The sequence below is a fragment of the Pseudomonas sp. BS3767 genome, assembly GCF_900099665.1.
GTDB lineage: Bacteria > Pseudomonadota > Gammaproteobacteria > Pseudomonadales > Pseudomonadaceae > Aquipseudomonas > Aquipseudomonas cerasi.
The window spans coordinates 169,994-183,152 of sequence record NZ_FNCX01000002.1; the positions used below are offsets into that span (position 1 = coordinate 169,994).

At 58.8% G+C, this 13,159-nt stretch carries 9 protein-coding genes and 1 pseudogene; 6 read left to right on the top strand and 4 right to left on the bottom strand.

What is annotated here, in order from left to right:
• Window positions 1-206: 206 nt before the first annotated feature.
• On the bottom strand, window positions 207-1,895 hold the full coding sequence (gene fadD2 / locus BLR16_RS05225; RefSeq protein WP_074804868.1) for a long-chain-fatty-acid--CoA ligase FadD2: 1,689 nt from the start codon (window positions 1,893-1,895) through the stop codon (window positions 207-209).
• 368 nt (window positions 1,896-2,263) lie between these two features.
• Between fadD2 and BLR16_RS05230 the strand changes: the two genes are divergently transcribed.
• A complete protein-coding gene (locus BLR16_RS05230) occupies window positions 2,264-2,734 on the top strand; it encodes a MaoC family dehydratase (RefSeq protein ID WP_003363482.1) in 471 nt (156 codons plus the stop codon).
• A gap of 169 nt (window positions 2,735-2,903) precedes the next feature.
• Window positions 2,904-4,478, top strand: a complete 1,575-nt coding sequence (locus tag BLR16_RS05235) for a pectate lyase family protein (protein WP_074804873.1) — start codon at window positions 2,904-2,906, stop codon at window positions 4,476-4,478.
• A 218-nt stretch (window positions 4,479-4,696) separates the two neighbouring features.
• Here the strand turns inward: BLR16_RS05235 and BLR16_RS05240 are convergent, their stop codons facing one another.
• Window positions 4,697-4,852, bottom strand: coding sequence for a hypothetical protein (locus BLR16_RS05240; protein WP_002554798.1), 156 nt, complete (start codon window positions 4,850-4,852; stop codon window positions 4,697-4,699).
• Window positions 4,853-4,952: 100 nt separating this feature from the next.
• The gene (locus BLR16_RS05245; RefSeq protein ID WP_003363486.1) at window positions 4,953-5,294 is read right to left on the bottom strand and encodes a hypothetical protein; all 342 of its coding nucleotides are present in this window, start codon (window positions 5,292-5,294) and stop codon (window positions 4,953-4,955) included.
• A gap of 233 nt (window positions 5,295-5,527) precedes the next feature.
• On the opposite strand from BLR16_RS05245, the gene rapA reads away from it, so the two are divergent.
• Window positions 5,528-8,374 (top strand): RNA polymerase-associated protein RapA, encoded by a 2,847-nt coding sequence (rapA, locus tag BLR16_RS05250; RefSeq protein ID WP_003363488.1) that lies wholly within the window; start codon window positions 5,528-5,530, stop codon window positions 8,372-8,374.
• Between the two features lie 361 nt (window positions 8,375-8,735).
• The gene (locus BLR16_RS05260; RefSeq protein WP_054082132.1) at window positions 8,736-11,027 is read left to right on the top strand and encodes a putative bifunctional diguanylate cyclase/phosphodiesterase; all 2,292 of its coding nucleotides are present in this window, start codon (window positions 8,736-8,738) and stop codon (window positions 11,025-11,027) included.
• A 150-nt stretch (window positions 11,028-11,177) separates the two neighbouring features.
• On the opposite strand, the gene BLR16_RS05265 is transcribed toward BLR16_RS05260, so the two are convergent.
• A complete protein-coding gene (locus tag BLR16_RS05265; protein ID WP_003393364.1) occupies window positions 11,178-11,483 on the bottom strand; it encodes a DUF2288 domain-containing protein in 306 nt (101 codons plus the stop codon).
• Between BLR16_RS05265 and BLR16_RS28790 the strand changes: the two are divergent.
• Window positions 11,482-11,733, top strand: a pseudogene (locus BLR16_RS28790) (hypothetical protein); the annotation flags it as partial. The gene BLR16_RS05265 and the pseudogene BLR16_RS28790 sit on opposite strands and share 2 nt — an antisense overlap.
• A 75-nt stretch (window positions 11,734-11,808) precedes the next feature.
• A complete protein-coding gene (locus tag BLR16_RS05275; RefSeq protein WP_003431160.1) occupies window positions 11,809-12,933 on the top strand; it encodes a branched-chain amino acid ABC transporter substrate-binding protein in 1,125 nt (374 codons plus the stop codon).
• Window positions 12,934-13,159: the final 226 nt, after the last annotated feature.

Genomic DNA, 13,159 nt, shown 5'->3' on the forward strand with positions numbered 1-13,159 from the left:
AGGCAGAAGCAGGCCACACAGTCACGAATACGACCAGAAACTAACAAGCAGTCACTTTAAATTCATTTAATAAATTTTCATCATCACGTCGAAAGTACCGGAACAGAGCGGTCAATCAATATAATCGCCTGTTTCCGAAAAAAACCGACCCCGTTTACAGCGTTCTGCAAACGGGGCCTGGTACACACATGGAGACGATTAAAGGGTCAGGCGATGTCCCGAAGCTCGCGTCGCAGAATCTTGCCCACCGGAGTCATCGGCAATGAATCACGCAGAACGATCTGTCTGGGCACCTTGTAGCCGGTGAAATTCTCTTTGCAGAAGGCCTTGAGCTCTTCAATGCTCAGCTGCGGGTCTCGCGCCACCACGAACAGCTTCACGGCCTCCCCCGAGCGCTCGTCCGGCACGCCGATACAGGCGCAGTTGGCGACTTTCGGATGGGCCATGACCACGTCTTCGATTTCATTGGGGTAGACGTTGAAGCCGGACACGATGATCAAGTCTTTCTTGCGGTCGACGATACTGACGAACCCGTCAGCGCCAATCACGGCAATGTCACCGGTCTTGAACCAGCCTTCGGCGTCCAGGCATTCGGCCGTGGCATCAGGCTGGTTCCAGTAGCCTTTCATGACCTGCGGCCCCTTGATACACAGCTCGCCACGCTCGCCGAAAGGCAACTCGATGCCATCGTCATCAATGACTTTCATCGCGGTGCCGGGCACGGGAATGCCCACGGTTCCCAGGCGTGCCAGGGCGCCATAGGGATTGGCGCTGGCGACAGGCGACGTCTCGGTCAGGCCATAACCTTCGACGATCGTGCAGCCGGTGATCTGCGCCCAGCGCTCGGCCGTGGCCTTGACCAGTGCAGTGCCACCGGAGTTGGTGCTTTTCAGCGCCGAGAAATCCAGATTCTTGAATTCCGGGTGGTTCATGAGCGCCACGAACAGCGTGTTGAGGCCGATCATGGCAGTGAAACGCCACTTGCCCAGCTCCTTGATGAAGCCGCCGATATCGCGAGGGTTGGTGATCAGGATGTTGTGATTGCCGCTGATCATCATGCACATGCAGTTCGCCGTGAACGCATAGATGTGATAGAGCGGCAACGGCGCAATCATCACCTCCTTGCCCTCTTCAAACAGCGATCCGCCTTGCGGTCCTTGCTGGCGCATGCAGGCATAGACTTGCTGCATGTTGGCGACCAGATTGCCATGGGTGAGCATCGCGCCTTTGGCCAGCCCCGTGGTGCCTCCGGTGTATTGCAGAACGGCAACATCCTGCAGACCTCGCGGTACGACCTGCATGCGGCTCTCGCGCCCCAGGCGCAGCGCGCGCTTGAAGCCGACGGCCTGAGGCAGATGGAATTCGGGGACCATCTTCTTGACCTTGTCGACAAGGGTATTGACCAGCCAGCCCTTGGCCGCCGACTGCATGTCGCCCATTTTTACTTCGATCAGGTATTCGATGGCCGTGTCCGGCAGCACTTCCTGCACCAGCTTGCCGAACAGGTTGAGGTAAACCAGCGCTCTGGCACCAGAGTCCTTGAATTGATGGCGCATCTCGCGTGCGGTGTACAACGGGTTGGTGTTGACCACCGTCAGACCGGCGCGCATCGCACCGAATACGGCGATCGGATATTGCAGGATATTGGGCATCTGTACGGCAATGCGATCACCCGGCACCAGTTGCGTATGCTGCTGTAGATACACGGCGAAGGCGGCGGAGTGACGCTCGAGTTCCGCGTAGGTCAGCGTCACGCCCATGTTGCTGAACGCAGGTCGGTCGGCGAATTTCCTGCAGCAGCGCTCGAACACCTCGACGACCGATTGGTAGGTTTGCAGATCCACCTCGGCGTCGACACCCGCCGGACGCTTGTCATCCCAGAAGTCAGCTTGCATTATTTTTATCCTTTTTCCCTGCATGGGTCTGGGCGGACGTTAGCAGTTAAAGTGTCTCAGGCAAATGATCGTCCGGGCCTCATCAGCAGCATGAATCTTGTCTCTGTTCAGACTGAAATCTGTCGTCGGCGATACACTGCTCACGGCAATCGGGCTGGTAAAGATACTTGCCCGATCGCTCAGTAGCCTTATTCGCATGGCGTTTGCTTATTATTCGCCTTGAATGTGATCCGGGGAGCGCCAGCAAGCGTCTGAATGATCTTGTCCGCGCATTGGCGGCGACAGGTCATCAAGTGTTACAAATCAAGGCCAGGTCGGATTGCACGAACCGGCACGCTTCAATTCATTTTTATTGTCAGGACAGCCACATGACTCAAGTCACCAACACGCCTTACGAAGCTCTTGAAGTCGGTCAGACCGCCAGCTACAGCAAGACAGTGGAAGAGCGTGACATTCAACTGTTCGCCGCCATGTCCGGAGACCACAACCCGGTCCACCTGGACGCCGAATACGCCTCCAAGACCATGTTCAAGGAGCGTATTGCCCACGGCATGTTCAGCGGCGCACTGATCAGTGCGGCGGTTGCATGCGAGTTGCCTGGCCCCGGCACCATCTATATCGGTCAGCAGATGACCTTCCAGAAGCCGGTGAAACTGGGCGATACCCTGACTGTGCGCCTGGAAATCCTGGAAAAACTGCCGAAATTCCGCGTGCGCATCGCCACCCGTGTTTTCAATCAGAACGATGAGCTGGTTGTAGACGGCGAAGCCGAGATTCTCGCCCCGCGCAAGCAGCAGACCGTCGACCTGACCGTATTGCCCGAGATCACTTTCGGCTGATACCCGGAACCGGCGCGCGCACCTGCGGCCGCGCCCGGGCTCCACTGCTGACCTGAACACAAATTCATGATGCCCTCGGAACTGTTTTGGCTGCGCTTTCCACTCAGGAAACCAGCGCTACCTTATCCGGATCACGAATCGTTCATTCCTGCAGGCGGGGCAATCACCCATGAATATGATCACCCGAAATTATTATCCCGTCTCCGGGCAACCAACCCAGGGCATAAACCCGCAAGCCGATAACAGTCCGCCACCTCAGGTCACGTCCGGCAATGGCAGCAAACTGGTCGACTTCGCCCCGCCGCAGCAGGCAACAGGGTTGCAGTCGTCATTCAATGGCCTTGGCTCCAGGGCGCAAACGCCCGCTACAAACGCAGCCTCGGGTGCAACTGAAAACCCCGTCGAGTTGTTGCTGAACAAGCTGGTGGAAGCCATTCGCACCATCCTCAAGGATCTGTTTTCCAGATCACAAGGGCATCAGCAGGACGGCTCGACACCGGCACCTGCACCGTCTGAACGGGAACAGGCGCCGACCTCCCTTCAGTCTTCATCAGCCCCCTCGTCAGGGTCGCCGTCATCGTCCGGCAACACAGAAAAGCCGTTCGTGGTGAAAAACGATTATCCGACCGACAAACCGGTCTCGCTGCAAAAGAACGCCACAGCAGCGCCGTCTGATACGACGCGCACTTCGGCGTCAGCCCAAGGCAATACGCCAGCCGCCAATCAGCCTGCGCCCGCCAAAACGTTGCCAACCGCCACAGACAGATCTGAGACCACAGAAAAAGTGGCGCAACCCGCGCACCGAGCGGGCAACGGTCCTGGGGCCGACATGTCCAGAATGGTCGGCTTCGCCAAACAGGCGAATACCACCGGCGGTAATGGTGGCGAAGTCGTCACGGTCAATACCGTAGCGGACCTCAAGAAGTACATGGAGGACGACAAAGCCCGTACCGTCAAACTGGGGGCCAACCTGTCTGCCGACAGCAAGGTGACCATCAACTTTGGCGCCAACAAGACCCTGCTGGGTACCGACAAGGGCAACAGCCTGCACAACATCTACCTGGCCAGCGGCAAGACCGCCAGCAATGACATCTTCCAGAATCTGAACTTCGACCACGACAGCCGTTATCGCGAAAACGGTGACATGCAGATGTTCATCAGCAGCGGTCAGAAATACTGGATCGATCACAACACCTATTCAGGCACCAAGGATCAGAACGCCAAAGGCCTGGACAAACTGCTTTATGTCGGCGGGACGGCAGACAACGTCAGTCTGACCAACTCGAAATTCCAGAACAACGAATATGGCGTGATTCTCGGTCAGCCGGACGACTCCGCTCAAGCCAAGGCCGAGTACAAGGGTTACCCGCGCATGACCATCGCCAACAATGTGTTCAGCAACCTGGATGTTCGGGCACCCGGCCTGATGCGGCATGGCGACTTTGACGTTTACAACAACTCGATCGACAACTTCCATCTTGGCTTCACCGCGACGGGGGATGCGACCATCCTCTCGCAGGCCAACTATTTCGCAAAAGGCGTGGATGTTTCCAACAAGGCCAGCAACTCCGGCGTGCTGGATGACTATGGTGATGCGCACTTCAAGGACATCGGCAGCAATGTCAGCTTCACCCAGAAGTCACCGTTGACCGCCTGGACGCCCAGCTATCAGCGCGACATCAAGACCGCCGAAGCCGCCAGAGCCTATGACCTGGCCAATGCCGGCGCCAAAACCGTGAGCTGATAGCGCCCGGCGTTCGATGCAGGGCGTGGCATGCAGAAGAAAAAAAGGGCGACCGAAGTCGCCCCAAGTGCCTTGCGTGCTCATTGAATGCATGCAGGCGCGTGTCCGCCCACAACGCATTCGATGGAACAAGATTAAGGCAGCGAACATAACGGCGAGTTGATCCAGATCAGCTGTTACTGAACCAGACTGATCAGATCAAGGGTGTGGCGGCTGGATCAGCGTTTTTTGGGCTTTTTCTTCGGTTTTTTGCTGCTCAATGGCATCGCCTGTTCGAAGGCGTTACGCACTTCATTGAGGCGCTTGTCATTCAGATCGTGGATACGCTTGGCGCGCTCGGCACCCAGGTCGATCAATTGTGCATCGTCGCTCATGGCTTGCGGTTCTCGAACACGGGAAATCAGGGCCAATAATGCTCAATCGCAGCGGCCCTGACCAGTCCCGTGACCAGTACAGCCCTGGGCGGTGCAGCGATCAGATCTGGATATCCACCCAAAGCCCCTGGCGCGGCTCGTCGTCGATGAGCGGTACAACGGGTACGGTGTTGTCGGCGTTCAGCGAATCACCCGGGACGACCAGCCCGACGTATTCCTCGGCTTCTCCGCCGCCATGAGCCTGCTGCTGTTGCTGCTGGCGCTGTTGCTCTTCACGCAACAGCAACGCGCTGCGTTCAGTATCTTCATTGCGCAGGTCGATGGAGGTCTCGCTGGAGCTCTCCTGTACCGGCGCTACAGGTGGAATGTCCGGCATGCGCTTGGCCGGATCCAGCTGTGATGTCACAGGCACCACACTTAACGGAAGCATAGGTTGCAGCATGGTTTTATCTCCTCTTACCGGGGTTTCGGCCGTGCACGAGGCAACTTGAACCGGGCTGAAAGAGCCAGTGGTGGTTTATAAGATCTTTTTTGACCCCTCTCAGTGAAATAAGTGTCATGGAACCAAAAATTCGATAGGTTCCGGCGCCGACCATGAGTTTTTTCACGCTGCCTTTGGCCTTCGGGGCGTGTTCCGTTAACATACTCAGCTTTTTCAAGCGGGAGACAGGCAGCATGGCGCAGCAGTATCAACCGGGGCAACGCTGGATTAGTGACAGCGAAGCCGAGCTGGGTTTGGGCACCGTTCTGGCACAGGACGGCCGCTTGTTGACCGTGCTCTATCCGGCCACTGGCGAAACACGTCAGTACGCACTGCGTAATGCGCCGCTGACCCGCGTGCGCTTCTCCCCTGGCGACGTGATCACGCACTTCGAAAACTGGAAAATGACCGTTCGCGAAGTCGACGATGTCGATGGTCTGCTGGTCTACCACGGCCTGAACGCGCAGAACGAACTGGTCACGCTGCCGGAAACCCAGCTGTCGAACTTTATCCAGTTCCGCCTGGCGACCGACCGTCTGTTTGCCGGCCAGATCGACCAGTTGTCATGGTTCTCGCTGCGCTACAACACGCTCGAACACACCAGCCGCCAATTGCAGTCCTCGCTGTGGGGCCTGGGTGGCGTGCGGGCACAGCCTATCGCCCACCAGTTGCACATCGCTCGCGAAGTCGCGGACCGTATCGCGCCGCGCGTTCTGCTGGCCGACGAAGTGGGTCTGGGCAAAACCATCGAAGCCGGTCTGGTGATCCATCGCCAACTGCTGTCGGGCCGCGCCAGCCGCGTGCTGATTCTGGTCCCGGAAAACCTCCAGCACCAGTGGCTGGTGGAAATGCGTCGCCGCTTCAACCTGCAGGTCGCGCTGTTCGACGCCGAGCGCTTCATGGAAAGCGATGCCGGCAACCCGTTCGAAGACACCCAGCTCGCACTGGTCGCCCTGGAATGGCTGGTCGAAGACGAAAAGGCCCAGGACGCCCTGTTTGCGGCAGGCTGGGACCTGATGGTGGTTGACGAAGCGCACCACCTGGTCTGGCACGAAGACAAGGCCAGCCGCGAATATTCGCTGGTCGAACAATTGGCCGAAGTCATTGCCGGCGTACTGCTGCTGACCGCGACGCCGGAACAACTGGGCCAGGACAGCCACTTTGCCCGTCTGCGCCTGCTGGACCCGAACCGTTTCCACGACCTCAAGGCCTTCCGCGCCGAGAGCGAGAACTATCGCCCGGTGGCTCAGGCCGTTCAGGAGCTGCTCGACAAGGGCAAGCTGTCTGCCGAGGCGCAGGAAACCATTCACGGCTTCCTGGGTGCCGAAGGCGATTCGCTGCTGGCCTCGGTGAATACCGGCGACGAAGAAGCCAAATCGCGTCTGATTCGCGAACTGCTGGACCGTCATGGCACCGGCCGCGTGCTGTTCCGCAACACCCGTGCCGCCGTGCAGGGCTTCCCGGAGCGCAAGCTGCATCAATACCCGCTGCCCTGCCCTGTCGAATACCTCGAACTGCCGGTCGGCGAGCACGCCGATCTTTACCCTGAAGTCAGCTTCCAGTCGCAGTCGGAAGTCAGCGAGGAAGAGCGCTGGTGGCGCTTTGATCCACGCGTCGACTGGCTGATCGATACCCTGAAAATGCTCAAGCGCGTCAAGGTGCTGGTCATCTGTGCCCATGCCGAAACCGCCATGGACCTGGAAGACGCGCTGCGTGTGCGTTCCGGTATCCCCGCCACGGTTTTCCACGAAGGCATGAACATCCTCGAGCGCGACCGAGCCGCGGCCTACTTTGCAGACGAAGAGTTCGGCGCCCAGGTGCTGATCTGTTCGGAAATCGGCAGCGAAGGCCGCAACTTCCAGTTCTCCCACCATCTGGTCCTGTTCGATCTGCCGTCGCACCCGGACTTGCTGGAGCAGCGTATCGGGCGTCTGGACCGGATCGGCCAGAAGCACACCATCGAGCTGCATGTCCCGTTCTTGGAAACCAGTCCGCAGGCCCGCCTGTTCCAGTGGTATCACGAAGCGCTCAATGCATTCCTCAACACTTGCCCGACCGGCAACGCCCTGCAGCATCAGTTCGGCCCGCGCCTGCTGCCGTTGCTGGAAAGCGGTGACGACGACGAGTGGCAAACCCTGATCGATGAAGCCCGCAGCGAACGCGAGCGCCTGGAAAGCGAACTGCATACCGGTCGCGACCGTTTGCTGGAACTCAATTCCGGCGGCGCAGGCGAAGGCGAAGCGCTGGTCGAAGCGATCCTCGACCAGGACGATCAGTTCAGCCTGCCGATCTACATGGAAACCCTGTTCGACGCCTTTGGCATCGACAGCGAGGACCACTCGGAAAACGCCCTGATCCTCAAGCCGAGTGAAAAGATGCTCGACGCCAGCTTCCCGCTGGGCGACGACGAAGGCGTGACCATCACTTACGACCGCAATCAGGCGCTGTCCCGCGAGGACATGCAGTTCATCACCTGGGAGCACCCGATGGTGCAAGGCGGCATGGATCTGGTGCTGTCAGGCTCGATGGGCAACACCGCCGTGGCACTGATCAAGAACAAGGCGCTCAAGCCGGGCACCGTTCTGCTCGAACTGATCTACGTCAGCGAAGTGGTTGCGCCTCGCTCGCTGCAACTGGGGCGTTATCTGCCGCCTGCTGCGCTGCGCTGCCTGCTTGACCCCAATGGCAACGATCTGGCCAGCCGTGTGTCGTTCAATACGCTCAACGATCAGCTCGAAAGCGTGCCCCGTGCCAGCGCCAACAAGTTCATCCAGGCACAACGCGACCAACTGACCCCGAGGATCAACGCGGGCGAAGAGAAAATCACGCCGAAACACGCAGAGCGCGTCGCCGAAGCTCAGCGTCGCCTGGCAGCCGACACCGAAGAAGAACTGGCCCGCCTGACGGCATTGCAAGCGGTCAACCCAACCGTGCGCGACAGTGAACTGGTGGCTCTGCGCACGCAACGTGAACAGGGTCTGGCCATGCTTGAAAAAGCGGCCCTGCGTCTGGAAGCGATCCGGGTACTGGTCGCAGGCTGAGGGCTGGTCACACACCCGCCGGTCATGCCCATGCCCCGCATGGGCATGACGCTCTTGCTCACGCTATGACGCAGAGCGTCATGAAAGGCATTCCCACGCTGGAGCGTGAGGAACGATGTGTCCCGTAACCACGCCCCTGCTCCGCGATATCCGCAACACCCCCTATCGTGCCCATGCTCCGCGTAGGCATGCCTTTCCGGACGCTCTGCGTCCTCTAAACGATACGCACCAAACACGCCAGCCATCACTTTGATGCCAAATTGGCACCTCGTGCATTTGCAGGTTGTAAACAGCTTCTATACTCAGCTTTGAACGCCAGGCTTTCGGCTTTGGCGGCCTTGCAGTGAGATAAGGGCAAGCTATGGATTGGCTGGGTTTGAACGTATTCGCTGGCCCACCAGCGGACGTGCAATTATTGATCGACTGCAGTCACAACCTGTTTCTGGTCGCGCTGGCTTACGGCGTGGCCTGTGCTGCGTGCTTTGCCACGCTGGACATTGCGGACCGTGTCATCCAGGTCGACGCCCTTAAAAGCCGTCGCCTCTGGAAGGCGCTGGGCGCGTTATGCCTGGCCGGTGGCGTGTGGGCGATGCACTTCATCAGCATGCTGGCGTTCCAGGCGCCGCTCAAAATCACTTATGACCTTTCCATCACGCTGATTTCCCTGCTGATCGTACTGGTTACCGCACTGGTGGCCATGCGGGCGCTGACCATCCCGGAGCTGACCCTGAGACGCTGCCTGACCAGCGCGGTGGTGATGGGGATCGGCATCAGCGTCATGCATTACCTCGGCATGTCAGCCATGCGCTCTACCGCTACGCAGTACTACGAGCCGCGGATGTTCGCCCTGTCGATCCTGGTCGCGGTTCTTTCCAGCATTGCGCTGCTGACCCTGTCCCGGCACTTGCGCCAGTACCACGGCATGTTTCATCAGATGTTCCGTTATGCGGTCAGCCTTCTGCTGGGCGCAGGCCTGCTGACCATGCACCTGATGGGCATGAAGGCGCTGCGGCTGGTGATACCCGAAGGCATTGAGCTACACGTCCCCAGCACTGAAAACAGCCAGCAGTTGGGGCTTACCATCGCGGCCATCGCCCTGCTGACCATCGCTGGCAGCATCAGCGCGGCAATGGCCGACAAGAAACTGCAAGGCAAGGAGCATGATCTGCAGCGGGTCAATGCACTGCTTACCCAGCTGGATCAGGCACGCGTTTCACTTCAGCAGGTTGCGCATTACGACCCGCTGACCAACCTGATCAACCGCCGCGGGTTCAATCAGATCTTCGCCGAGAAGCTGCAGGAGCATATCTTCAACAAAGGCATGCTTGCGGTGATGTTTCTGGACATCGACCACTTCAAGCGCATCAACGACAGCCTGGGCCATGATGCGGGTGACGAGCTGCTCAAGGTGATCGCCGAGCGCATCCGCAGTGCTACCCGTACCCAGGACGTGGTGGCGCGTTTCGGCGGCGATGAATTCTGCATCCTGCTGAGCATTCCGGACTACGAAGAGGCCCGCCATCTGGCTCATCGGGTCATGCAAAAGATGAAGGAGACCATCGCGCTGGCAGGAAGGCGCATGGTCATGACCACCAGCATCGGCATTGCCGTATTCCCGCGTGACGGTGAGACCTGCGATGAGTTGCTCAAGCACGCAGACCTCGCGCTGTACCAGTCAAAGGACAAAGGGCGCAACGGCGTCAACTTCTTCAATCCGGCCCTCAAGACCAAGGCCAGTCTGGAGCTGCAACTGGAAGAAGAATTGCGCAATGCCCTGCGCGAGGGAACGGGGCTGCAGGTGTATTACCAACCTATCGTCGACATGCGCACCGGCCACGTTGCCAAGCTCGAGGCGCTGGTACGCTGGAATCACCCGCAGCACGGCTTGCTGGTACCCGCACGCTTCATCGGCATCGCCGAGGCCAACGGCCTGATTGCCGAACTGGATAACTGGGTGCTGCGCCGCGCCTGTCACGACTTGCGCACTCTGCATCAGGAAGGGCTGGAACAGCTGATCATCTCCGTCAACTGCTCAGCGCTGACGCTGGGCCGCAACGAACTGGTCGAAGAGGTTGAGCGGGCGCTGGCCGATGCTGACGCAGCGCCTGGACGACTGGAACTGGAAGTGACCGAAAATGCCCTGATGGGCAACATCAGCAACACTATCCTGATGCTCAAACACATCCGCAGCCTGGGTGTTTCCCTGTCGATCGACGACTTCGGCACCGGTTACTCGTCGCTCGCCTATCTCAAGCGGCTGCCGCTGGACACGTTGAAGATCGACCGATCGTTCATTATCGACATCCCCCAGTCCCCGCAGGACATGGAAATCGTTCAGGCAATCCTTGTCATGGCGCATACGCTGCGCTTGAAAGTCGTGACCGAAGGCGTCGAGACCCAGGATCAACTGGAGTTTCTCAGGCAGTTTGGCAGTGATTACGTACAGGGTTATCTGTTCAACAGGCCCCAGCCGCTGGAGCGCATCCTGCCTCTTGCCAGACAGATGAACCAGCGCGAGCCCACGACCCGCTGGTCTGCCCTGCCACAACAGCACAGCCAGGGGCAAGACAGCGAAACACCAGACATTCCGGATGTGTTTGCCGAACTGCCTGAAAATGACGACTTCGCCAGTCCCAGACCTGTTCGTACCTGAAGGAGCAGCGCAAGGCTCCATCGTCAAAAGAAACAGTGCAGCCTGCAGAAACCGCCACCTTAACGGTGTGGTTTTACGCTACGCGGGCTGCCGAAGAGTTACCTTCCCACTCACTCCGGAAAACCGCAAGGCACCCGACTGGTGCGCAAATCAATCCTGCGCCCTATTTTGAATCAAAACCCAAGGTGCCACTACCACAGCCCAGAGCAGCGGATCTGTCTCCACCAGCTCAAGCGCCTTGGTTTCAGACACCTTGCCAACCCGCCCCTCCGCCAGCCACGCAGACACCCTGGCTGCATCATTTTCGGCCACTGCCTCGGCGACTTCGATCAAATCCAGAGGCAACTCGACCCACAACAGGGCACCCTTGGCAAAGAATGGTTGCAATTCAGTCCAGGTGATTGAGGCCGTTTCGCCAAGCAGTTTGGCATAGAGGGTGCTAGGTTCTTGCGTCATGGGTTTCACCAAAAAGAAAATCGGCGCAATCATACCGCCGACTTTCCCACCGGCAAGCCCAGAAGCAGGCGATTTATCGCAGGGAAGTGCAGATAACCTTATGGATCTGAAGTGATTTCAGACACTCAAGCGGTTCGATTCTGTAACTTTCTTTCGATTAAGCGACACCCACAGGTTTGTCCCCAGACGCCCGGCTTTCCAAGCCAGCGAACCGCGCTCTAAACTGTTCCGGTACAGTTGGCGGCGTGGGACAACCGGTGATCGAATCGGTCCTGGAGCCTTGGCCATCAGGATTATAAAAACTACAACGCAAGAGTGGAGCATCATGACTAAGGGTACCAATAAGCTTTCAAGGCTGTTTGCCGCACTGGTTATGGCGGGGGTTGCCAGCCATTCGTTCGCAGCTGACACCATCAAGATCGGCATTGCCGGCCCCAAGACCGGCCCTGTCGCCGAATACGGCACCATGCAGTTCAATGGCGCCAAGATGGCCATCGAGCAGATCAACGCCAAAGGCGGCGTGGATGGCAAAAAGCTCGAAGCCGTCGAATACGATGATGCCTGCGATCCGAAACAGGCCGTTGCGGTCGCCAACAAAGTGGTCAACGACGGCGTTAAATACGTGGTCGGCCACCTCTGCTCCAGCTCCGCTCAGCCAGCGTCCGACGTTTACGAAGATGAAGGCATCATCATGGTGACCCCGGCTGCCACCAGCCCGGAAATCACCGCGCGCGGCTACAAACTGGTGTTCCGCACCATCGGTCTCGACAGCGCCCAGGGTCCGGCCGCTGGCAACTACATTGCCGACGTCGCCAAGCCGAAAATCGTTGCAGTCATTCACGACAAGCAGCAGTACGGTGAAGGCATCGCGACAGCCGTCAAGCAGACGCTGGAGAAAAAAGGCGTCAAGGTTGCCTTGTTCGAGGGCATTAACGCTGGCGACAAGGACTTCTCGTCGCTGATCGCCAAGCTCAAGCAGGCCAACGTCGACTTCGTCTACTACGGCGGCTACCACCCTGAGCTGGGCCAGATCCTGCGTCAGTCCAAGGAAAAAGGCCTGAACGCCAAATTCATGGGCCCTGAAGGCGTCGGCAACGAGTCGATCTCGCAAATCGCGGGCGATGCTTCGGAAGGCCTGCTGGTCACCCTGCCGAAATCCTTCGACCAGGACCCGGCCAACCAGGCGCTGACCGAAGCCTTCAAGGCCAAGAGCCAGGATCCGAGCGGCCCGTTCGTGTACCCGTCCTACTCCGCCGTGCAGGTCATTGCTGACGGCATCGCTGCCGCCAAGTCCGAAGACACCGCCAAGGTGGCCGCTGCCATCCATGCCGGTACCTTCAAGACGCCAATGGGCGAGCTGAGCTACGACGAAAAAGGTGACCTGAAGAACTTCCAGTTCGTGGTCTACGAGTGGCACTTCGGCAAACCCAAGACCGAAGCCGCCAAATAAGCTGCTTGCATCAACCCTCAAAGCCCACTGCCAGCGCAGTGGGCTTTGTTTTACGAATCCAGGCCCGTACGCACGTTTCGGCGACCCGAACGGCGTGCACGAGGCCCCCTGAAAATCTTAAAACCGTCAACAGCGGTTCCCTGGCAGCGCAACAGGCTACGCATCCACAGAATGCCACCCCGGCGCAGGTCAGAGAAATGCAGATCAGGTTTTTAGGAGCGCGGTA